This is a genomic window from Streptomyces sp. NPDC059477 (assembly GCF_042749375.1).
GTDB lineage: Bacteria > Actinomycetota > Actinomycetes > Streptomycetales > Streptomycetaceae > Streptomyces.
This window is the reverse complement of record NZ_JBHYUG010000006.1, coordinates 57,402-79,460: the sequence shown is the minus strand read 5'-3', so window position 1 is coordinate 79,460 and position 22,059 is coordinate 57,402. Positions and strand designations below refer to the sequence as shown.

Genomic DNA, 22,059 nt, shown 5'->3' with positions numbered 1-22,059 from the left:
GGGCCGGTCATATCTGGCTGCCCAGCGGCTGTTCCCGGCCGTAGCCGGCCACGACCAGGACGATCACCGCGCCGAGTGCCGCTTGCTGGGCGGCGGCGCTCAGGGAGAATCCGACGAGCAGGGTGGTGAGTTCGGTGAGGGCGATCACGCCCAGTACGCAGCGCAGCATGTTGCCGCGTCCGCCGAGCAGGGAGTTGCCGCCGACGACCACGGCGGCGATCGCGCTGAACAGGTAGGGCGCGCCGATGTCGAAGAGCCCGGAGCCGGTGAAGCCGGTCAGCAGCAGGCCGCTGAGGGCCGCCAGCAGGCCGGAGCAGCCGAACGCGAGGGTGGTCACGGCGCGGTCGCTGACCAGCATCAGCCGGGCGGCGTTCTGGTTGACGCCCCGCACATACAGTTTGCGGCCCGCGCGGGTGCGGCGGAGCACGAACTCCGCGACCAGCGCGAGCAGCAGCCACAGCACGACGACCGGGGCGACGGGCAGCGGGCCGGTGGTGGCCGAGGACGAGGTGAACTCGGTCAGCCAGGCGGGGGCGCGGCCGGTGAGGGTCGCGTTCGTCCAGAGCAGGACGGCGCCGCCGACGACCGAGCCGGTGGCCAGGGTGACGATCAGCGCGGGCACCTGCCAGCGGCTGGTGACATATCCGTTGACCACCCCGACGGTGAAGCCGGAGGCGAGCACCAGGGCGATCATCGTGGGCGAGGAGTAACCCTCGCCGGTCAGTTTCGCGGCCATCACATTGGCGGCGCCGATGACCGCGGGCACCGACAGGTCGATGCCGCCGACCAGCACCACCAGGGTCTGGCCCATGGCGGCGATGCCCAGGAACGCGGCCAGTACGGCCATCGCCCGGATCGAGGTCAGCCCGCTGTAGCCGACGACCTGGGTGTGGCCCACCAGGAAGATGGCACCGATGGTGAGCAACTGGGCCGGTCCGGACGTCATTCTTCCGTTCAGCCGGCCGGTGACGGCGCTCAGGTTCATGGTCGGGCTCCTTGGGGTGCGGCCGTACGGAGCCGTGCTCCGCCCGCCGTGGTGGAGTTCAGGCAGATCGCCACCAGCAGCACCGTCCCGTAGACGACCTGGATCCACAGGGACGAGACGTTGACGGCGGAGAGCAGCAGTTGGATGAGGAAGAGGGTGCCGGCGCCGAGCAGCGGGCCGAGGATGCCGCCGCGGCCACCGTGCAGCGCGTTCGCGCCGAGGGCCACGGCGGCGATCGCCATCAGGGTGTACTGCCGGCCGGCCGTCGGGTCGCCCGAGTTGATGAGCGCGGTCAGTGCGAGGCCGGCCAGTGCGGCGAACACACCGCCCAGGGTGTACGCGCCGAGCCGGATCGCCGGGACGTTCACCCCGGAGGTGTAGGCCGCCCGCTGGTCGCTGCCGACGGCCCGGACCAGGCGTACGAAGCCCGCCGTGCGCAGCGCCGCCCACAGGCCGAAGGCGGCGAGAAGGAGGATCAGCGAGTGCGGCAGATATCCGCCGAGGGAGCTGTCCGCGAGGAACGCGGCCCATCCGGGGGCCCCGCCGACGGGCTCGGGCATGACGACGAGTGCCAGCCCGGCGAGGACGAGGAAGCTGCCCAGGGTCACCACGATGGGCTGGAGCCGGCCGTAGGCCACCAGGGCCCCGTTCAGGGCGCCGACGGCCGCGCCGAGCAGCAGGCACAGCGGGATGCCGATCCAGGCCGAGCCGAGTCCCCGGGGCACCAGGACCCCGACCGCGAAGACATTGACGAATCCCAGGAGCGGGCCCACCGACAGGTCGAGGCCACCGCCGCCGGAGAGGATCGACGGCACGCTCGCCAGTGCCGCCAGGACCAGGGGGACCAGGAGGTTCACCATGCCGGGCAGGCGTGACCCGGCGAGCAGGTCGGGCGAGACGACGGCGTTCGCGATCACCAGGGCCAAGGTCATGGCCCACACCTTGGCGAGCGGGGAGCGCAGGGCGATCCGGGGGTTCATCGCGGGCCTCCGTGTGCCAGGGCGTCGTGTCGCTGTCCGAAGTAGGCGGACACCAGTGACTCGCGGTCGGCCTCCTCGTGGGTCAACTCGCGTGTGCAGGAACCGGCGTGGAAGACGAGGATGCGGTCCATGAGATTCAGGTGTTCCTCCACCTCGGTGGAGAGCATCACGATCGTCATGCCGTCGTCCGCGAGCCGTTCGAACAGGTCGTACAGTTCGTGCTTGGTCCTCAGATCGACCCCGCGGGTGGGGTCGTTGAGCAGCAGCACACCGGGCTCGGTCGCGAGCCAGCGGGCGATGATCACCTTCTGCTGGTTCCCGCCGCTGAGCCGGCCCACCGGGGTTCGCGGGGCGGGCGCCAGATTCACGGTCCGGCTGAAGTCGCGGAACCGCTTCGCCGTCATCCGGTGGCGGATCACCCCGGCGAGCGAGTCGCGGCGCAGCGTCGGCACGCTGAAGTTGTCCAGCGACGAGAGCACGTCGGCGATGCCCTCCGCCTTGCGGTCCCGGGGTACGTAGGCCATGCCGAGACGCACCGCCTGCCGGTACGAGCGCACCGCGACCGCGTCGCCCCCGTCCGGCGGGACGACGCGCACCGTGCCCGCCCCGGGGGGCAGCAGCCCCGCCAGGACGCGCAGGAACTCGTCCTGGCCGTGGCCTTCGAGCCCGGCCAGCCCGATGATCTCGCCGCGCCTGACGGTCAGGTCGACCGGGTCGGCGCCGGGCCGCACCCGCACTCCGGCGGCCTCAAGGACCGGACGGCTGTCGGCCACGGTGGCGCGCACGGCCCTGACCCGTTCCTTGGCGGCCTCCTCGCCGGAGATGAGCCGGACCAGCCGCTCGGCGGTGGCTTCGCCACGGTCGAGGGTGCCGACGGTCGCCCCTGAGCGCAGCGCGACGAAGCGATCGGCCAGCGAGAGCACCTCGTCCATGCGGTGCGAGATGAACAGTGCTCCGGCCCCGGCGGCGCAGAGCCTGCGCAGTTCCGCGAAGAGGCGGTCGCGGATCGTGACGTCGAGCGTCGAGGTGACCTCGTCCAGAATGATCAGCCGTGGTCGCCGCAGCAGGCCGCGGGCGATCACGCACACCTGCTGCCGCATCAGGTCCAGCTCGTCGACCCGCGCGTCCAGGGCGGGAGGGTCGGGGCACAGCACCGACAGGATCCGCTCCGCCTCCGCGCGGCGTGCGCGCTCGTTCTTCCCTGTGGCGAGCGGGGATCCCGAGCCCAGCCACAGGTTGTCGACGACGGTGAGGTCCGGTGCCACCAGGATCTCCTGGAAGACGGTGACGATTCCGGCGCGCAGCGCGGCGCGGGGGGTGGCCGGCGCCAGCGGTTCGCCGTCGAGGCGGATGTCCCCGCTGTCCGGTCGGATCACCCCGGAGAGGGTTTTGACCAGCGTGCTCTTGCCCGATCCGTTCTCTCCCATCAGGGCGACGATCTCGCCCGGCGCGATCGACAGAGACCCGTCGGTCAGCGCTTTGGTCGCCCCGAAACTCTTCGCCATCGCGGCGACCTCCAGCAGCGGTGTCGCCGCGGGGTCCTGGCGTACGGCCTTGGTCCTTCGGCCGGGCCCCGGCCCGACCGGTTCACCACCGAATGTTCCTTCCACCGATCCATTCCTGTCCGTCTGGGGGAGGTGCTGTGACCCGACCCGTAGGGGTATGGGTGAGACGCCCGCACCGGTACCGGTCGGGGCGCCTGTCCTGCTGGTGGCCGGGCGCCCGCACGGCTGGTGGTCGAGGCGCCTGTACCGGTCCTGCTCGGGGCGCCTGTTGACATGCCGACGCCCCGATGCGGCGCTACGGCAGGGGTGGCAGCTCGGGCAGCGGCGCGGGGCGTTCGAAGTACGCGGCGAGCTGCTCGGCCGACAGCCAGTCGGATCCCGGCGGTGCGGGTGCCTGGGCGGTGGACGACGCGGTCCAGCCGTCCCGGATCCAGGAGTCCAGGGCGTCGCGGCCGGTGATCTCGGCCGGGGTCGCCACGATGGCGTCGTACTTGGGTCCCTGGCCCTGGAGGGTGGCGATCCCGGTGAGGAGTGCGGCGTCCATGCCCTGGGCCGGCGGGGTGGTGCCGGCCACGTACGCGTCGGGGAGGGTGTCGAGCAGCGAGACGAGCGAGCCCTGGTTCGGGTTGGCGTCACCGATGGGCACGGGCTGCCGGCCGGTCTGTTCCAGGGCCTGGAGTACCCCGTTGGTCATGCCGCCGCTGTTGACCACGGCGGCGAGTTCACCGGGGTGGGTGGAGAGGTACTGGAGCATGAGCGACTTGGCGGTGGCCTCGCTCCACTGTCCTTCCAGGGATCCCGCCACCTTGATGCCGGGGCACTTCTCGAACGCGGCCAGGTAGCCGTCGTGCAGTGCGGCGGAGGCGGGCGAGCCGTTGATGCCGTCGACGAGGAGCACCTCGCCCGTCCCCTTGACGATCTTCGCGATGCCGCCGGCGACCAGCTCACCCGTCAGGTGGTAGTTGGTGTCGACGTTGATCGCGTACGGCGAGGTGACATGGGCGTTGAGCGTGACGAAGGGGATGCCCGCGTCATGGGCCTGCTTGATGACGCCGTTGAAGGCGGTCGGGGAGTTGGGGATGGCCAGGATCAGATCCACCTGCTGGTTGATCATGCTGGTGATCTGCTGGATCTGGAGGCTGTTGTCAAGATTGGAGTTGGCCGTCTGGAGACTGCTGACCACACCGGCCTTCTTGAGGTGGTCGACATCCTCCTCCAGCCGTCTCAGCGCGTCGCCGCGCCAGCCGTTGGCGGAGAACGAATCGCTGTAACCGATCTTGATCGGTCCGTCCGACGTGCGCTTGAAGTCCTTGTACGCGGAGGCGTTGACCGGCGCGAAGTAGCCGTTGTACCCGTTCCTGGTCTCCTCGGGGAGGCTGCTCAGGTCGGCGTTGCCGCCGGGGTCCTGGTAGGTGACCGTTCCACACGCCCCCGCGTCGGCCGAGCCGGTGCCCTCGCTCGCGCTGCCGGCGGGTTCCGCGGTGGCCGCGCAGGCGGTCAGGCCCGCGCAGGCCATGGCCACCACGAGGGCGGCGGCCCGCTGTCTCCTGGGAATGGTTCGCCGACGTCCCATCGGAATGCTCCCTAGCTATGGAAAGGTTTCCATCACTGATCGTGGCCTGAGCATGCGACTGGGGCCGTCGGGGTGTCAAGAGGTGTGACACTGCGGGTTTCATGGCGGGCGCACGCCGCCGGGGTCCTGCGGGGCACCCCGTGACCGACTCTCCCCGAAGGGGGCTACGACCAGGTAATTCATGGAACACAGGGGCCCAGATCGGCCACCAGGAGGGCCGACCACCCTCCCTCTGGCACGCGACCAAGCACCGTCGAGGACAAGCGGGGCGACGGAGAGAGTCCTGCGATATCGTTTCCATATGTATGCCCGACAGGTCGGGCGCCGGGCGAGGGATGCCGGTCGCACCGGGACGCGCTCCCGTACCGCGCCCCGAACCGTTCGCTGAGGTGAAGGATGTGCGGGGCCCGGGTCCTCGGGATGCCGGGGCGGGTGGGGAGTGACGGGCGGTGGTGCGGTGGGTCTTTGTTCCGCAACTCCGTGACCGCGTGGCGTGGCAGGCGGGGTTGGCGGCATGCTGGCGGTCCTTCCTGGCGCCGCGTCAGCACCGGTGCGGGGAAGGGCTGTCGCTTGCTTCGCTCACAGAAACCGAGTGCGATGTCCGGTAAGAAGGTGCTGACCGTTGCCGTCCTGGCGGCGGTCTTCGCATGGAGCACGGTCTCGATCGTGCTGGGGCACGCGGTCGCGACCGCGGTCCTGCTGCTCTCCCCGGGCCTTCTGGCCCACCAGATCGTCCGATTCCTCTTCCGCACCGCCCCCGGCACCCGGGCCCGGCCACGGGGCGCCAGAGCCTACGGGCCGGGCTGCCGGGAGGCACTGCGGTGACGCCCTCGCCCGGCCCGGCGAAACCACCGCCGCTGCCCGCCACCCCCAAACGCGGGCGCCCTCCCGCGCCCATCTCCCAGGACGCGGGCCCTGTGCACCGCGCCTGGCTGGAACCCGTACGCACCATTCTGTTCTCCGGCGGGCTCACTCTGGACGACCTGGTGGAACGATCCGGCTACTCCAAGACCCGGATCAGCGAACTCCTGCGCGGCAATGGCTATTACCCCGCCTGGGAGATCACTTTCAGCGTGACCCACGCCCTGGGCCTGCCCGCCCCGCCGCTGCGCCGGCTGTGGGCGGCGGGCGCCCGGGAGGCCCGCAAGGGGGACGGCTGGATCGAGTACTCCATAGCCCAGGTCGCCCACGACGGGCACGGGCCGCCGCTGCCGTACCAGGCGTTCACTCAGCGCATGGCGGGGACGTACGCCGACTACGCCCGCGCCTTTCTGCTGACCGACCGCCGCGCCCGGTATGTGGTGCGCGAGGCGTTCGACATGCTCTGGGTCTGCTGGAACCACGCGGTCACCAGCGAGAATCTCCACCGCTACGCCTGGCGGCTGTTCCGATCCCGGGTCATGATCCGCGCCTCGCGCTGGCAGGACGGCCGGGTCGACCTGCGCCCGGCGGTGTTCTCCACGCACGAGGTGCACGACCACGCCGCGGCTCCGGGACATCTCGTCGTCCTGACCGAACTCGTCGATCTCTTCGACGCCATCACCCGCCTGCCCGAGGACCAGTTGGACGTCGTCGTCCTGCGTCATCTGTGCGGCATCCCCCATCAGCGCATCGCGGACGTCCTCGGCCACGCCCACGCCATCACCCACGCCGTGGACCATCACGCACGCGCCGCCCTCAAGGACTTCCTGAGGCCGTCGAGCCCACCGACCCCGGAGTGACACCACCCGCCATGACCGCCATGACTGCCGCGACTGCCATCGACCGGCTCCTCGCCCGTGCCCGGCTCCACCCGCACCCCGACGTCCCCGACGACACCCGCCCCGGCGACGACACCCGCCGCCCCGGCCCGCCCGCGCATGTCGTCGTCCACGACGGGTCCGACGCCCAGTACCTGCACATCCTGTGCGAGACGGCCATCGGCACCGTCAGGCACAGCACCCTCGATTTCCTCACCGACCAGATCCCCGACCTGCACTCCGCCTGGCTGCTCGGGTGCGCCCTGCATGTCGCCGGGATCGAGGACGGGGCCCGCTTCTGGTGGCAGTACGCCGCCGGGGACGGCCACCCGCCCGCCTGCCACACGCTCTCCCTCTACCACCAGATCCGCGGCGAGCAGCACGCCGCCGACTTCTACCGGCACCAGGCCCACGAAGCCGATCAGGCCCAGCAGGACCCGGCCTGGGCCGACCAGGGCACCGACACCCTCACCGTGGCCGGTGTCGATCCGCCCCACCAGATCCGTTTCGACGCCAGCCTCCCCACCGTCCTGCGCACCCTCAGCCGGCTCACCACCGGCCCCGGCTCCCGCCCCCGGCGCCACCGCATCGACGCCCTGACCCGCTATGTCGCCGACACCGTCACCCACCACTACACCCGCCATCCCGGCGTCGAGATCCCCGTCCCCGAACCCCACTTCGCCGACCGGGTCACCTGGCTCCTGACCGCCACGCTCCCCTGGAACGGCCTCCAGCGATCCCCCCACAGCCGCCCCGCACCGCCCCTGCCCGCCCGCCGCCCGGCCCACCGCAGCGGCAGCGGTTGTACGACGACGGCGTGAACCCCGGAGGGTAAGGACGGCCGGGGGGAAGTGGCAGGGCCGGTTCGACGGGCCTATCCGGGCGTCGCCGTGTCGGCGACCTCGGCGGTGGCCGGCTTCGCGGGAGGAGGCGGCGGCGGGGTGCGGTAGGCGCGAAGGGGGCCGTTGGTCGCGGCCACGGCGGCGACCACCAGGACGGCGGACAGTCCGCCCGCGACCAGGGAGAAGGACGCGGAGGTGGCCGACGCCAGCAGACCGCCACGGAAGTTGCCCAGCTCGGGACCCGCGACACCGATGACGTGTTCCACGGACGAGACCCGCCCCCGGTACGCGTCCGGGGTCTCCAGCTGCACCAGGGCACTGCGGGTGACGACGGACACGGTGTCGGCGGCCCCGGCCACGACCAGACAGCCCAGCGCCAGCCACAGCGGCCCGGCCAGGCCGAAACCGGCGAGCGCCAGACCCCACACACTCGCCGAACAGAGCTGCACCAGTCCGCTCCGGCGCCAGCGGGTCACCGTGCCGGAGAGCAGACCAGCCATGATCCCGCCGACCGCGACAGCGGACAGGAACAGGCCGAGGGTCCGTGGATCGCCGCCGAAACGGATCTCGTTGACCAGCGGGAACAACGCGATCGGCATGGCGAGCAGCGTCGCGGACAGGTCGGTGACCAGCGAGCCCCACAGCGTCGGGCGGCGCAGCACGATCCGCCACCCGCCGCGCTCGGGCCGGCGTCTGCCACCCGCCACGCCGGTCCCCATGGGAGGCATGGCGGGGAGGCGCAGTACCGCGAGCACGGAGACCGCCGTGGCGACGGCCTGGATCGCGTAGGCGGCCGGCAGGTCCCAGCGGGCGATGACCAGCCCGGCCAGCGCGGGCCCGGCGAGCATCGCGGCCTGGAAGGAGAGGCTGTTCAGTGCGAGACCGGCCGCGACCTGGTCGGTGGGCAGCAGGCGGACCGGGAAGGTGCGTCGGGCGGGCGCGCCGAGAGCGGCGCAGGACGTCCCCAGGGCGACCAGGGCGAGGAGCAGCACGACATTCCGGTTGTCCGCCAGAGCCTGGGCACACAGTCCGCCGGCGGCCAGCAACTGGCCCGCGGTGGTGGCCCGTACGACCGCCCGCCGGTCGACGCTGTCGGCCAGGGTGCCGCCGATCAGCCCGAACAGCACCATCGGCAGCCCGGTGGCGAGCCCGATGGCGCCGGTGCCGATGGGGCTGCCGGTCAGGTCCCAGACCTGGGCCAGTACGGCCACGTTGGCCATCTGCGCGCCGAGTTGGGAGACCGTCGTACCGATCCACAGATCACGGAAGGGCCGGCTGCCGCGCAGCGGACGGGTGTCCAGGAACCGGACCCGTGCCCTCATCGCGGCGGCTCGACGAGATGGTGCAGGATCCGCTGCCGCATCGACCGGCGTTCCAGCGCCCGCCGCACCTCTTCGACGACGGCGGTCATCGCATGCGGAATCTCACCGTCCAGCTCGGCGACCGTCGCGTGCGTGGCCCGCCACTCCGCTTCCAGGAACGGCACCAGCGACCGGCCGCGCTCGGTCAGGTCGATCCGCCGGGTACGGGCGTCGGCGCCCGGCTCGGAGGTCACCAGCCCCTCCTTGCGCATGGCGGCGACGGTCTGGCTGACCGCCGAGTGCGAACGGCCCAGGGACTTCGCGAGGTCGCGGATGGTCAGCGGCCCGGTGTGGGCGAGCCGGATCAGCGGATAGGCGAACCGGGGTCGCACCCCTTCGATCCCGCGCTCGACATAGACCTGCTCGATCTCGGCGTCCATGGCGGCCAGCAGCATGTGCAGGGAGTGCCAGGGGTCGGGGAGGGAGGTGGGATCAGTGGATGTCACAGCGCTAATATAACAGCGCTGCGATACTCGATCACCCGCCAACCGGGCGACCGGGACGGGCAGACCGGCATGGTGAGCGGGTACGCGCGGGGCCGCGGTCCAAGACTTGAGCCCCGGCCGAGGCAGGAAGCAGCCGAGGCAGCAGGCGGAAGGCGGCGGAGGGCATGGACGACCACAGCCACCCGGCCGGCCAGGGCGCCATGACCCCCCGCACGGACCCGGGAGCCGGTAATCGCGCCGGGGTGCTGGGCACCGCGCTCGCCGCCGTCCTCGCTTTCGCCCTCTCCTCCGGTTCGTGGCAGTGGTTCTCCACCTACCTCGGCATCACGCTGCTCGCGGTGATCCTGTCCTTCACCAGCCCTCCGTCCCCCACCCCCGGCGCGAGATCCGGGTATGTGCGGAGCCTGACGGTCTATTCGCTGGTCGTCGGCCTGTGCGTGGCCCTCGCGGTGGCCCCCGCCATACAGCGCTGGGCCTGGTTCTTCCCGATGCCCGGCACCCGCGCCCAGTGCGCCCGCCTCGGTGACTACGCCGCCCTCCAGGCGCAGGCCGCGCTGGGCGGCCTGGGCGGCCAGGACAGCGCCGCGCTGGAGTCCGCGCGGAGCGACCAGAGCCGACACGCCGTCAACGACTGCCTGGCTGCCACGACGACCCTCTGGCTGCCGGTGTACGCCCTGGCGGCAGCTCTCCTGGCGGCGCTCGGCGTACGGCTGGCGAGGAGGGTGGGCGCGGGGCGGACGACCCGACGGGAGCCGTGAGAGGCCGCGCCGGTTCAATGGTCCGTCGCCTCGCGAGCGGTCACCTCGGACGTGTGATCCGGGGAGCCGTGTCGGGTCACCGCCCACAGCACCAGCCCGGAGCCACTGAACGCGGCGCCCAGTACGCATACGGCGCCCCAGCCGGCCGTCGTGTAGAGGGTCGTCGCGGCGATGGCTCCGGCGGCGCTGCCGATCGAGTAGAAGACCATGTATCCGCCGATCAGCCGACTGCCCGCGTCCGGGTGGAGCGCGTAGAGGACGGTCTGGTTGGTGACGTGGACCGCCTGTACGGCGAGGTCGAGGAGGATCACCCCGACGGCCAGGGCCCACAGGGAGCTGCGGGTGAAGGCCAGGGGGAGCCACGAGACGGTGAGCAGCGCCAGGGCGGTGCCAGTGGTCCACCGGGAGAGTCCTCGGTCGTTGAGGCGGCCCGCCACGGTCGCGGCGAGGGCACCCGCGACGCCGATCAGGCCCAGTGCCCCGATCGCGCTGTGGGACAGGAAGTACGGGGCCTCGCTGAGCGGTAGCGCGACGCTGCTCCACAGGGTGGAGAACGCGGCGAAGATCAGCAGCCCGAACAGGGCCCGCAGCCGCAGCGGCCGTTCCCGCGCGAACAGGGTGAGCGTGGAGCGCAGGAGCTGCCCGTAGCGCAGGGGGGCCGGTGGCGTGCCGCCGTGACGCGGCAGTACGCGGTACAGGAGCAGGGCGAGCAGGGCGGTGAGTGACGCCGAGGCGATGTAGACGGAGCGCCAGCCCGCGAGATCGGCCAGGAGGCCCGACACCGTGCGGGCGAGCAGGATCCCGATGACCACTCCGCCGGTGACCAGACCGACGACCCGGCCGCGCTCGGCGGGCAGGGCCAGTGAGGCCGCGAAGGCCACCAGCGTCTGGGTGACGACGGCGAGCAGCCCCATCGCGGCCATGCCCGCGAGCAGGATCGCCGCCGTGGGCGCGGCGGCGACCACGGCCAGCGCCACGACCAGGAGCAGCAGTTGGGCCACGACGAGCCGTCTGCGGTCGGCCATGTCGCCCAGGGGCACCAGGAAGAAGAGTCCCAGCCCGTATCCGACATGGGTGAGGGTGACCACACTGCCGACCACCGCCGGGCTCATGCCCAGGTCGTGGCCGATGGTCACCAGGAGCGGCTGGGAGAAGTAGACGTTGGCCACCGCCGCCCCGGCGGCGACGGCGAAGAGTGCGACGACGCGACGGGGCAGAGCGGATCCGGGGCTGCTTCCTCCGCCGCCCCCGTCTTTCCCTCCGTGGCCCTCACCCGTCCCTCTGCCGTGCGCCGTGCGTGGCGTCACCGCGTCACCACTGACGGGCATCGCCGACCCCCTTCCCCATTCGGTTTCATCTTGCTACTGGCCAGGACGACACTAGCCGCCCTGGTAGCATGTTGCAACCAACATGAAAGTGAGGGACGTCATGGTCACCAGAACCCGCTTCGACGACAACGAATGTCCCGTCGCCCGGTCCGTGGACGCGATCGGCGACTGGTGGTCGCTGCTGATCGTGCGGGACGCCTTCGACGGAAGCCGGCGCTTCGGGGAGTTCCAGCGCAGTCTGGGCGTGGCGAAGAACATCCTCACCACGCGCCTGCGCACCCTGACCGCCGGTGGTGTTCTCGAAACCGTCCCCGCCTCGGACGGCAGCGCCTACCGCGAGTACGTACTGACCCCGAAGGGCGAGGCGCTCTTCCCCGTCATCGTGGCTCTGCGGCAGTGGGGCGAACAGAACTTCTTCGCGCCCGGCGAACCGCATTCACAGTTGGTGGACCGTGCGCAGGGACAGCCGCTGCGCGCGCTGGAAGTCCTGTCCACGGACGGGCGACCGCTGAGTCCGGACGACACCGTCGTCCACAAGATCTCCACCCGGTGATCCGTCCGGCGATCCGTCCGGCGATCCGTCCGGCGATCCGTCCGGCGATCCGTCCGGCGATCCGTCCGGCGATCCGTCCGATGACCCGCCCAGTGATCCGCCCGATGATCCGTGCCACCGGATGGCGAAAGCGGGCCGGGTAGAGTCCAGTGGATGCCGAGAGTCAAGGTCAGCGTCATCGTTCCCGTGTACAACACCGGGAAGTACGTCGACGAATGCGCCCCGTCGCTGCTCGGGCAGAGTCTGCCCGCCGACGAGTACGAGGTGATCTACGTCGATGACGGTTCGACGGACGACACGCTGATCCGGCTGGAGAAGATCGCCGCCGCCCATCCGAACGTCCAGGTGCACACCCAGCCGAACTCCGGCTGGCCCGGTGCCCCGCGCAACGTGGGAATGGGGCACGCCCGGGGTGAGTACATCCAGTTCGTCGACCACGACGACCTGCTCGGGCCGCAGGCGCTGGAGCGGCTGTACGCGCACGCGCGCCGCACTGACGCCGATGTCGTGCTCGGCAAGATGTCCAGCACCATGGTCCGCCCCCGCCGGCTGTTCCGGCACACGGTCGACGCCTGCACCATCGAGAACGACGAGCTGATGCAGAGCATGTCGCCGCACAAGATGTTCCGGCGGGCCTTCGTCGAGCAGCACGGCCTGCGCTTCCCCGAGGGGCCCTGGATCCTGGAGGATCTGCTCTTCGTCAGCGCCGCCTATCTCAAGGCCGAGCGGATCGCGGTCCTCGCCGACTATCCCTGCTACTACTGGATGAAGCGGGACGACGGCGGCAACAACACCCAGCACCGGTTCAACCCCCGGCACGGCTTCTGGCCCAACCTCCGTACCGTCGTCGGCCAGATCAAGGACGGCACCACCCCCTCCGGGGACCCCGACGCCCTCCAGAACCGTCTCCTCCACCGCCTCTACCACGTCGAGATCCTCTCCCGCACCCGCGAGCCAGAGATCCTGCGCGAGGACCCGGCCGAGCAGCGCCCCCGCTTCGAGGCGGCCCGTGAGCTGGCGCGGGCCGAGTTCCCGGCCGCCGTGCGCGACGGCCTGCCCGCCGTCTCCCGGCTCCGCGCCGAACTCCTCGAACGCGACGACTTCGACGGCGCGGTCACGCTCGCCGAACGCATCCGCGAGGTCAGGGCCCACACCGAGGTCGGCACCCCGCGCTGGGCGGACGGCCACCTGGTCGCCGACATCACGCTCGGTCTGCTGCGCGGCGACGGCCAACCGCTCGCCCTCGCCACACGCGACGGGCGGTACGTCCTCGACCCGGAGCTGCTCAGCGGCGTACCCGGCACGGACGACGGCTGGGACGTTCCCGACCCCCTACGGCTCGCCCACGCCGAACTCGTGGTCAAGGACCGGGACCGCGAGGACTGGTGGTACCCGGAGGGCGACCTGGGAGTGAGCCTGCGCCCGCTCGGCGACGGCCGCTCCCAGCTCATCGCGACCGGCCCGCTGCGCCTGGACCCGGAGCGGCTGGCCGGCGGACGGCCCCTGGAGCGCGGCGTGCACGACGTCTGGGCGTTCGTCCAGTTCCTCGGCATCGACCGGATGGTCCGCGTCACCGGCAGCGCGGCCCACGGCAGCCCCGCCGCCCCCTGCGCCCTGACCGGCGGCCGGCTCGCCCTCCCCTACTGGACCGGCAGCGGCCAACTGGCCCTGGACATCGGCCAACGGCAGCGGCGGCTCGGTCCCGACACCGCACAGGCCGCGTCGGCGAACGCCGGAAGGGGCGACCGTACGCTTCCCCTCCCCCACATCCCGGCCATGGACGGCACCGCTCCGGTACGGGTGAAGGTGACGGTGTCCGCCCTCGCGGTGGACGCCGAACTGATCCCCGAGGGGACGGTCGCCGCCCTCCGTCTCCCGGCCCGCCTCGCACTGCCCTCGGGCCGCCACCCGGTGACCTTCCCGCAGTCCTCGACACCGGCCGCGTACGCCGTGGTCCGGAACGGGGCGCTGCTACGGCTGGAGGGTCCGGCGTACCGGCCGAGCAGGGCCCGGCGGCTGCTGGACTCGGTGGGCGAACGCCGCCCCCGGTCCGCGCGGTAAGCGGTAAGCGGAACTGGCTCCACCGCACGCTTCCGCGCTGTCGTCCGCTCTTTCTGGCCAGCTACGCCTCCGCGTCCGACGTGTTGGGCATTTTGTCAGTGGTTCGTGGACCCCTCGTGCTCAACTGGTGGGCGGTCGCGCACAGAACGTACGCGATTGCGCGGAAAGTGAGCGAAGAGCCAAGACCGAAGCAGCGAGCGGAGGAGCTTCACATGACGACCGTTCTCCTGGTTCACGCGGTGCCCCTGTGGCGGGCGTCCCTGGCCTGTCTGCTCAGTACGGACCCACAGATCCAGGTGCGCACCACGGACAAGGGCGGAGTGCGCGGTTGTATGACGGAGTGTCCGGCGGACGTGATCGTCGCGGACCTGGAGTGTCCGCACTCCATGGAGGTGCTGACCTTCATGGAGTCTCTGCGCGGACCGGCCGGGCAGCTCCCCGCGCTGGTGGTACTGGCGCGCGGCGACCGCGCCGGCGATCTGCGCCGGGCCTGCGACGCCGGGGCCACCGGGTACGTCGACAAGCTCGGCCCGGTGGACAATCTGGGGTCCGTGGTCCGCAAGGTCGCGGCCGGTGGACGTCACATCGACGAGTCCCTCGCCTTCGGGCTGCTGCACGCCACGGATGTGCCCCTGTCCCCGCGCGAGTTACGTGTGCTCGCGCTGGCGGCGGAGGGTGAGTCGGTCAGCGCGATAGCGAGCGCGCTGCATCTGGCGAGCGGGACGGTTCGGAACTATCTCGCGGCGGCGATACGCAAGACGGGCGCCCGCAATCGCATGGACGCGATCCGCCTGTCCAGGGATTTCGGGTGGCTCTGACCCGCGGACACCGGGCCGCCGCCTGGACACGGGGGCGGTGAGGACGGGGCGCGGTTCACGTCGTGCCCCAGTGACCGGCCAGTTCCCGGAAGAGGCGTGAGCGGGCGAGCAGTTCGTCCGGGGTGCCGAGGTCGGTGCGGGAGCCGTCCATCACCAGGACGCGCCCGGCGCGCCGGGCCGAGCCGAGGCGGTGGGCGATGACGACGAGGATCCCGGCGCGGTCGGCGAGCGCGGACTCCGCACGGGCCTCGGCCGCCGGGTCCAGCTGGCTGGTGGCCTCGTCCAGGATGAGCAGCGGGGCGGTCGCCACATGAGCGCGGGCGAGGGCGATGAGCTGGGCCTCGCCCGGGGACAGGTGCCGTGGGTCGAAGGGCGAGTCGAGTCCGCCGAACCGCTCCACCAGGGCCTCCACACCGATCGCCGACACCGCGTCGGCGACTTCGGCGGGCGGGGCGTCGGGCCGCAGATACCGCAGGTTGTCGCGGAGCGTCCCGGTGAAGACGTACGGCTGCTGCGGCAGGAGCGTACGTACGGCACCGGCCGCCCTCTCCTCGCACGCGGGCCGTCCCCGCCAGCGCACCTCGCCCTCGGTGGGGGCGATCACTGCGGCCAGTACGGCGGCGAGGGTGGACTTGCCACTGCCGCTCGGGCCGACGACGGCGAGGTGATCCCCTTGCCTCAGGGTCAGGTCCAGCCGGTCCAGGACGGGGCGGGCGTGGGGGCCGTAGGCGAAGGAGACGGCGCGGAGTTCGGCGTAGGGGGCGAGGGCGGAACTGGGCTCAGGAATGGGCTCAGGGATGGGCTCAGGGATGGGCTCAGGTGGGGCGGACACCCGGATTCCGGATCCGGTTTCGGGGTGCTTGGGCGCCGGAGGGAGTTGCTGCGGGGCGGGTTGCTTGAGCGCCGGAGGCGGTTGCTGTGGCACCGGGAGCTTGAGCGCCGGAAGCGCCTGCGGCGGCACCGGGGGTTCGGGCGCCTGATGTGACGTCAGCCGTACCGGGTGCCCGAGTGCCAGAGGCGACGGCTGCGGCACCGGGTGCCCGAGTGCCGGAAGCGACGGCTGCGGCACCGCATGTCCGGAGACCGAAAGCGCCGGCGGCCGTACGGAGTGCCCCTGGGCCGGAAGCGACGGCAGCGGCACTGGACGCTCGGGCCCGGCAGGCGACAGCGGCGGCACCGCACGCTCGGGCCCCGGAAGCAGCTCTGCGGCTCCGGTGGCCGTGAACCGGTCGAGCACCACGAGCAGGCGCCCTCCGGCCGCCCCGACGGCGGTCAGCAGGGCGTTCAGCGCGGGGGCGAGGGACGCCGTCAGATAGGTGAACGCGCCGACCAGTTCGCCGGTGGTCACTCCGCCGCGCATCAGCCAGGGCGCGGCGGCGGGCAGGAGCAGCGGGGGGAGCCGTTCGCCGACGGCCAGGGCGAGGACGCGGGCGGCGGCCCAGCGGGCGAGTGAGCGGGCGGCCCGGGTCTGCCGGTCGGTGAGGTCCCTCGCGCGTTCGGCCATCGGCCCCGCCGCGCCCGCCGCCGCGATGTCCCGCAGGGCTGCGGCGGCCTGTCCGGCGTGGGCGGCGTACGCCTCGTCCAGGTCGAGACAGGCCCGCTGGCGGGCACCCATGGGGACCAGGGTGGCCAGGAAGAGCCCCACGCCGAGCAGCAGGGGCGGCAGGGCGACCACCAGGAGGCGGGGGTCGAGGGCCGCCATGCCGGCCAGCGCCCCGGCGGCCGTGAAGGCGAACCCCCGGGCGGCGAGCACGAGTCCGGCCCAGCCGTCGCGGGCGATCTCGCTCTGGTGGGTGACCTGCGCGACCGCGCGGGCGACGGTGGCGGGGCCGCCCGTCCCCGAGTCGACGGCCCGCCGGACGGCCCGCCGCACCAGCCCGTCCCGGAGCGGTTCCACCAGGTCGGCGAGGCGGCCGAAGACACCGCGCGTGGCGAGGAACGCGGGTGCCAGGGCGAGGGCCGCGACCGCCAGCCACAGCAGGCCGGTGCCGGGCGCGGCGGCGAGGAAGCCGTCGTCGAGGGAGCGGGCGACGGCGTACCCGCCCGCGAAGGTCTGGCCCGCCTCCAGCAGCGACCACCCGCCGAGCCGCAGCAGCACCCGCCGCCGGGCGCGGAGGAACGGCAGCCCGTCCCGCAGGACCCGGCGCAGCGCCCCGGCCTCACCCCCACCTCCTTCGGGCACCCCTGTGTCCGTCACGGGGACGCACCCCGAGGGGAGGAGGGCGCCGGGAGGGGCGTGGCGTCCTCAGCCGTCCGGAACAGCCCCCGGTACTCCGCGTCCGCCCACAGCTCCCGGTGCCGTCCGGTCGCCCGTACTCCCCCGTTCTCCAGCCAGATCACGAGATCGGCCGTGGCGGCCGTGGTGACGCGGTGGGCCACGATCAGGCGGGTGCAGGCCCCGGCGCGGCGGGAGAGCGCCTGCTGGACGCGGTGTTCGGTGACGGTGTCGAGGCTGGAGGTGGCGTCGTCCAGGATCAGCAGCCGGCCGCCGCGCACGAACGCCCGTGCCAGACCGAGGCGTTGGTACTCGCCGCCGGACAGCGGCGCGTCGGCGAGCGGGGTGGTGATGCCTTGTGGGAGGAGGGAGACGAAGCCGTCGGCGGACGCGTCGCGCAGGGCCTCGGTCAGGGCCGCGCGGCTGGGGCGGGACGGGCCGAGGGCGACCGTGTCCTCGACGGTCGTGCCGAGCAGCGCGGGCCGGGCGAAGGCGTACGCGACGGCGTGGCGCAGTCGTTCGGGGGCGAGGGCGTCGAGCGGGACGCCGTCCAGGAGTACGGTCCCGGCGTCGGGGTCGGTCAGCCGCCCCGCGACGGCCGCGACCAGCGACCTACCCGCGCCGGAGCGGCCCACGAGGGCGGCCGAGGTACCGCCGGGAACGCTGAAGGACACCTCCGCGAGAACCCGCCGTCCCTCGCGTCGCACCTCCACGTCCCGTAGCTCCAGGGTCCCGGCGCCCTCGGGCGGCAGGGTGTGCGCCCGATGGGGTACGGGGGGCAGGGCGAGCAGCGGGTCCAGTCGGCGGGCGGCGCTACGGCCTCGGGCGATGCCGCTCAGGGCGCTGGTGAGGACGCCGAGTCCGGCCGCGAGGGCCGCGTACCGGGCCACGGCGAGGAGGTCACCGACGCCGAGCGCGCCGGTCGCCGTCCGCAGTCCGGCGACGGCCAGCACCAGCAGGCTCAGCAGCGGCAGCAGCACGGCCGCGCCGGCGGCGGCGCGGCCGTGGACGTCCCAGGTGCGGCGGCCGTGCGCGGCGAGGCGGCCGAGCGGCTCGGTGATCCGGGCGCGTTCCCGGGCGGCGGTCCCGGCGGCCCGTACGGTCGCCGCGCCCGCCAGGACCTCGGTCAGCCGGGCGGCGATGAGGGCCTGTTCGCGCTGGTAGTCGGCGGCGGTGACGGAGGTCCGGCGTACCAGGAGCCGGAGCAGGACGACGAGCGCCGGGAAGCCCGCGAGCAGCGCGAGCCCCGCCCACGGGTCCACCACGAAGAGCGCGACGGTCGCACCGACGGGCACCAGCACCCCGGCGACGGTCTGGGCGATGGCGACCGGCACCGTGGCGGCCTCGGCGGCGTTGGCCGTCAGGCGGGTGGTGAGGTCGCCCGGCGCGTGAGTGGCGGCATGGCGTGCCTCGGTGTGCAGCAGACGGCCGAGGAGGACCGTCCGCAGCCGGGCCGCCCCGGCCGCCGTACCGGTACCGCCGATCAGCGTGACCAGCGCGTCGAACCCGGCCTCGGCGGCGGTCAGGGCCGCGCACACCGCCAGTACGGACCAGGGGACACGGCCGTCGGCCACGACCCGGTCCAGGGCGACGCCGAGCGCGGCGGGCAGGGCGAGCGCGGCGAGGGCGCCCCCGGTGGCGGAGAGGACGAGAAAGACCAAGGAGATGAAGGGGATCAGGGACGGTCGGGCGGGCCGGGGGCGCGGGCCGTCCGCCGTGGGGGCGGGTGGGCGGTGTGACGGGACCGGTCCCGGAGGGTGTCCGGGACCGGTCCGTACCGCCTGGGTGGTCAGCGGCTCAGCCACTCGGGGTGTCGAGGGCGGTCAGTGCGCTCAGAAGCACTGGATCAGGCTGACGGAGCTGCCCTGGCAGAGCAGCAGGCTCGCGCTGCTGACACTCTCCAGGTCGCCGACCGCCTGCTCGTCGGCGGACTCGGCGATCTCCAGGCTCTGAAGGTCGAGAAGGGCCATGATGTGCTCCTTTGATGGGGACGGATCGAATGTGCTGGGGACGGATCGAACAGACCAGCGGTGTGTGGTGCGGTGGTGCTGGACCCCCTGACAGGTCAAGGGGCGTTCATGGGGCGCCGACGGGCGGCGCGGTGAGGGGTGGGAGGAAGGGCAGGCAGACCGGCCGGTCGGCGAGGGCGGCGCCGAGCGCGAGGAGGCATCCGGCGGTACCGGTGGCGAGGTCCATGGAACGGCGCATCAACTGTTCGCCGGGGAAGGCGAGTTCACCGTCGTACGGGGTCGCCTCCAGGCCCATGAGCCGGATGTGCCGGTCGATGACGCGACGGCGTTCGGCCGGGTCGCCCTGGTGGGTGCGGGCGAGGTGCAGGACGAGTCCGCCGATCCCCCGGTACAGGGCGGGCTGGATGTAGAACGCCGAGCGCAGGGCGGGTTCGATGGCCCGGCGGGCGGCGCAGAACCGGTCGTCGTCGGGGCGGTGGGTGAGGTAGTCGTCCAGGACCAGGGCCAGTCCGGCGCTGCCCGCGCCGAGGTACGGCATCAGCCGTCGCCCCTCCACCACGTGCAGCCCGCCGCCGGGGGCCGGTCTGCACCGGTCCAGATCGCGGCGGAGCGCGGTGGCCGCCAGGTCGAGGAAGGTGGGGTCGCCGATGGCCTCATGGCGTCGGATGAACAGCAGGGCGAGGCCGGTGGCACCGTACAGCAGTCCGGTACGGGAGGTCTGCGGCCCTGCGGTGAGGGCGCGGGCGGCCCGGTCGACGCAGCGGTCGGCGGCGGTGGCGAGTTCGGCGTCGCCGGTGTCCTGGGCCAGGTCGTGGAGGGCGAGGGCGATGCCCGCCAGTCCGCCGTGCAGGTCGGGGGTGAGGTGGTCCAGGGGCTGGCGGATCAGGAGGTGGGCCAGTTCCGCCGCCTGTGCGGGATGGCCCAGCCGGTGCAGGGTCCAGGCGATTCCGGCGAGCCCGTCGTGGAAGCCGGGCGGGGTGCCGGGCGCGGGTGACTTCACCCGGTCGAGCAGCCATTCCTCGGCCTCGGGGCAGTCGGGCGCGCCGGTCTCGCGCAGGGCGTACAGCACGCCGGCCGCCCCGTGTCCGAAGCACAGTCCGCCCGCCGGATTGGCGAACTGGGCGATGTCGCCCGGGAAACAGCGGTCGGGGCGGTCGGAGGTGCAGGAGGCGGCGAGGGCGCGGGCCATGGAGTCCCGGCTGCGCGGCCAGTCCCCCGGCCCGGGAAGCGGCGGCCCGGATTCCGCGTCCGCGTCGGGCAGGCCGCGCACGATCTGCCGTACGGCGGGCTCCAGCGTGGCGGCGTCCACCGGGTAGGTGTCGGCGGCGTACCGGGCGAGCCGGGGTGCGCGGTCGCGGTCGACCATGAAGAGGGTGGTCAGCGGAAGGAACAGGGCCAGGCGCAGACAGGCGAGGGCGTACCGGTCGATGTCGCGGCCGGTGCGGTCGGCGGGGGCGACGAAGGCCGGGTTGGCGACGACCTGTCCGCGCTGGTCCTCGTCGGCCGGGAAGGCGGCCTCGAAGTCCAGCAGTACGACGCGCCCGCCGTCGTCCTCGTCGCCGACCATGATGTTGCTCATGTGGAGATCGCTGAAGACGAGCCCACGGGCATGCACCTGTGCGACGGCGGCCTCCACCCGCTGATACATCCGCTCGGCCCAGGCGGTGTACTCCGCCAGTTCGGTGGGCGTCGGCGCGGGGTGGGAGAGCGGGAAGCGCCGGACCATCTCGGTGTTGAGGGTGCGTCCGGGGATGTGCTCCAGCGCGAGAAAGCGGTGGTCACCGAGGTCGAAGGTGTCCAGCACGCGCGGGACGCAGTCCAGTCCGGCGAGCTGTTCGAGCGCGGCACGCTCACGGTCGAGCCGGGTGACGGCGTCGGCTCCGTCGGTGCCGAGTCCGGCGTACGGGCGTGCTTCCTTGAGTACGGCGGTGTCGCCGGTGCGGGTGTCGCGGGCGAGGTAGACGCCGCCGCCGTTGGAGAAGTGGAGGGCGCCCTGAAGCTCGTAGGGCAGGCCGCTGGTGCCCACGGCGGTGCGGGCGGCGAGGTGGGGCCGCAGGAAGTCGGGCGGGGTGACCCAGTCCGGGAGGGTGAAGCGCGGCTCGCGGGGGTCGGGGACGAGGGTGCCGGTGGGGTCCTCGATGGCCTGCACGGGTCGGCCGTCGGCGCCCAGGCAGTAGCGCGCGGCGAAGGCCCCGTAGCGGACGTGGACCGGTCCGTCGCCGATCCGCAGATCACTGAGGACGTACGGCCCGTGCTCCCCCGCCAGCAGCCCGGCCAGTTCCTGGCAGAGCGCGGGGAAGGAGTCCTCGTCCACGGGGTAGACGGTGATGAACTTCCCGCTTCCGGCGCGGTCCGCGTACTTGGCGTTGCGCAGCTTCAGCAGCCGGGGGCCGGGCACGAACTTGTGCGGAAGGCGGCGGGCCAGACAGTGGGCGTGCACGCGCCGCAGCACGGACTCGGCGTTGTCGGTGGCGGCGGAGACATGGATCTTCCAGCCCTGGGCGGGGAGGGTGACACCGGTCGGCAGGAAGGAGAGCCAGTCCCCGGACCGGGCGGTGACCCAGCCGTCGGGGACGGGCGCGCGGGCGGCTCCGTAGCGGGCGGTCTCCGGGGAGCCGGCGTCGGCGATGCGGGACGGAGCGTCGTAGAAGTCACCGTCGGTCTGGCAGTACGCGGCGTACTCCGGATTCAACTGGCCCTCCTCCAGGTCGTGTCGTGGTGACATCGACCTGAACGAGGCTGACAGCGGCGTGCGGGGTGGCACAGTCCCCGTTGTCATGTCTCGGGGATGCCCTTCGCACGTGCCGGGCGCACCGGGTCGGTGTGACGTTCAGGACGTGTACGGGGTCCGGGCCGGCGGGGCGGAACTGATCTCTGTGGTGATCCGTCCTGGACAGGGAGGTCCGAGCGGATGGGAAGCCATGG

At 72.7% G+C, this 22,059-nt stretch carries 18 protein-coding genes; 7 read left to right on the top strand and 11 right to left on the bottom strand.

Annotated elements, in window-relative coordinates; genetic code table 11:
• Positions 1-7: 7 nt before the first annotated feature.
• From ACFXAZ_RS04900 to ACFXAZ_RS04885, 4 genes are all read right to left on the bottom strand, one after another.
• Entirely contained in the window at positions 8-985 is a 978-nt protein-coding gene (locus ACFXAZ_RS04900; protein ID WP_384585145.1) for an ABC transporter permease, read from the bottom strand.
• Positions 982-1,965, bottom strand: coding sequence for an ABC transporter permease (locus ACFXAZ_RS04895; RefSeq protein WP_384585142.1), 984 nt, complete (start codon positions 1,963-1,965; stop codon positions 982-984). Before ACFXAZ_RS04895 ends, ACFXAZ_RS04900 begins: the two co-directional genes overlap by 4 nt.
• Positions 1,962-3,575 carry a sugar ABC transporter ATP-binding protein gene (locus ACFXAZ_RS04890; RefSeq protein ID WP_384585139.1) on the bottom strand — a complete coding sequence of 538 codons (1,614 nt, stop codon included), beginning with the start codon at positions 3,573-3,575 and terminating at the stop codon, positions 1,962-1,964. Before ACFXAZ_RS04890 ends, ACFXAZ_RS04895 begins: the two co-directional genes overlap by 4 nt.
• A 190-nt stretch (positions 3,576-3,765) precedes the next feature.
• Positions 3,766-5,043: a substrate-binding domain-containing protein gene (locus tag ACFXAZ_RS04885; RefSeq protein ID WP_384585136.1), complete on the bottom strand. Its 1,278-nt coding sequence runs from the start codon at positions 5,041-5,043 to the stop codon at positions 3,766-3,768.
• A 597-nt stretch (positions 5,044-5,640) separates the two neighbouring features.
• Here ACFXAZ_RS04885 and ACFXAZ_RS04880 point away from each other — a divergent pair.
• From ACFXAZ_RS04880 to ACFXAZ_RS04870, 3 genes are read left to right on the top strand one after another with little or no spacing between them, the layout of a single operon-like run.
• The gene (locus tag ACFXAZ_RS04880) at positions 5,641-5,868 is read left to right on the top strand and encodes a hypothetical protein (RefSeq protein WP_384585133.1); all 228 of its coding nucleotides are present in this window, start codon (positions 5,641-5,643) and stop codon (positions 5,866-5,868) included.
• On the top strand, positions 5,865-6,764 hold the full coding sequence (locus ACFXAZ_RS04875) for an XRE family transcriptional regulator (RefSeq protein WP_384585131.1): 900 nt from the start codon (positions 5,865-5,867) through the stop codon (positions 6,762-6,764). The genes ACFXAZ_RS04880 and ACFXAZ_RS04875 overlap by 4 nt, the downstream gene beginning before the upstream one ends.
• Positions 6,765-6,775: 11 nt before the next feature.
• Positions 6,776-7,603 (top strand): hypothetical protein, encoded by an 828-nt coding sequence (locus tag ACFXAZ_RS04870; RefSeq protein ID WP_384585128.1) that lies wholly within the window; start codon positions 6,776-6,778, stop codon positions 7,601-7,603.
• A 53-nt stretch (positions 7,604-7,656) separates the two neighbouring features.
• Here ACFXAZ_RS04870 and ACFXAZ_RS04865 read toward each other — a convergent pair whose 3' ends face one another.
• Positions 7,657-8,946, bottom strand: coding sequence for an MFS transporter (locus ACFXAZ_RS04865; protein ID WP_384585125.1), 1,290 nt, complete (start codon positions 8,944-8,946; stop codon positions 7,657-7,659).
• The gene (locus tag ACFXAZ_RS04860; protein WP_384585123.1) at positions 8,943-9,431 is read right to left on the bottom strand and encodes a MarR family winged helix-turn-helix transcriptional regulator; all 489 of its coding nucleotides are present in this window, start codon (positions 9,429-9,431) and stop codon (positions 8,943-8,945) included. The genes ACFXAZ_RS04865 and ACFXAZ_RS04860 overlap by 4 nt, the downstream gene beginning before the upstream one ends.
• 164 nt (positions 9,432-9,595) lie before the next feature.
• Between ACFXAZ_RS04860 and ACFXAZ_RS04855 the strand changes: the two genes are divergently transcribed.
• Positions 9,596-10,189: a hypothetical protein gene (locus ACFXAZ_RS04855; protein ID WP_384585120.1), complete on the top strand. Its 594-nt coding sequence runs from the start codon at positions 9,596-9,598 to the stop codon at positions 10,187-10,189.
• A gap of 14 nt (positions 10,190-10,203) precedes the next feature.
• Here the strand turns inward: ACFXAZ_RS04855 and ACFXAZ_RS04850 are convergent, their stop codons facing one another.
• Positions 10,204-11,517 (bottom strand): MFS transporter, encoded by a 1,314-nt coding sequence (locus ACFXAZ_RS04850; protein WP_384585117.1) that lies wholly within the window; start codon positions 11,515-11,517, stop codon positions 10,204-10,206.
• Between the two features lie 100 nt (positions 11,518-11,617).
• Here ACFXAZ_RS04850 and ACFXAZ_RS04845 point away from each other — a divergent pair, with 100 nt between their 5' ends.
• The 3 genes from ACFXAZ_RS04845 to ACFXAZ_RS04835 all read left to right on the top strand — a co-directional run bounded on the left by ACFXAZ_RS04845 (position 11,618) and on the right by ACFXAZ_RS04835 (position 14,949).
• Positions 11,618-12,070, top strand: a complete 453-nt coding sequence (locus ACFXAZ_RS04845; protein ID WP_384585115.1) for a winged helix-turn-helix transcriptional regulator — start codon at positions 11,618-11,620, stop codon at positions 12,068-12,070.
• A gap of 153 nt (positions 12,071-12,223) precedes the next feature.
• Positions 12,224-14,131: a glycosyltransferase family 2 protein gene (locus tag ACFXAZ_RS04840; protein WP_384585112.1), complete on the top strand. Its 1,908-nt coding sequence runs from the start codon at positions 12,224-12,226 to the stop codon at positions 14,129-14,131.
• Positions 14,132-14,343: 212 nt separating this feature from the next.
• Complete coding sequence (locus ACFXAZ_RS04835; RefSeq protein ID WP_384585108.1) at positions 14,344-14,949, top strand: LuxR C-terminal-related transcriptional regulator; 606 nt, start codon at positions 14,344-14,346, stop codon at positions 14,947-14,949.
• A 55-nt stretch (positions 14,950-15,004) separates the two neighbouring features.
• Here the strand turns inward: ACFXAZ_RS04835 and ACFXAZ_RS04830 are convergent, their stop codons facing one another.
• The 4 genes from ACFXAZ_RS04830 to lanKC form a co-directional block, all read right to left on the bottom strand.
• Positions 15,005-17,146, bottom strand: a complete 2,142-nt coding sequence (locus ACFXAZ_RS04830) for an ATP-binding cassette domain-containing protein (protein ID WP_384585105.1) — start codon at positions 17,144-17,146, stop codon at positions 15,005-15,007.
• Positions 17,143-18,825 (bottom strand): ABC transporter ATP-binding protein, encoded by a 1,683-nt coding sequence (locus tag ACFXAZ_RS04825; protein ID WP_384585102.1) that lies wholly within the window; start codon positions 18,823-18,825, stop codon positions 17,143-17,145. The genes ACFXAZ_RS04830 and ACFXAZ_RS04825 overlap by 4 nt, the downstream gene beginning before the upstream one ends.
• A gap of 171 nt (positions 18,826-18,996) precedes the next feature.
• Positions 18,997-19,134, bottom strand: coding sequence for a SapB/AmfS family lanthipeptide (locus tag ACFXAZ_RS04820; protein WP_384585099.1), 138 nt, complete (start codon positions 19,132-19,134; stop codon positions 18,997-18,999).
• 106 nt (positions 19,135-19,240) lie between these two features.
• Entirely contained in the window at positions 19,241-21,826 is a 2,586-nt protein-coding gene (gene lanKC, locus ACFXAZ_RS04815) for a class III lanthionine synthetase LanKC (RefSeq protein ID WP_384585377.1), read from the bottom strand.
• Positions 21,827-22,059 lie beyond the last annotated feature (233 nt).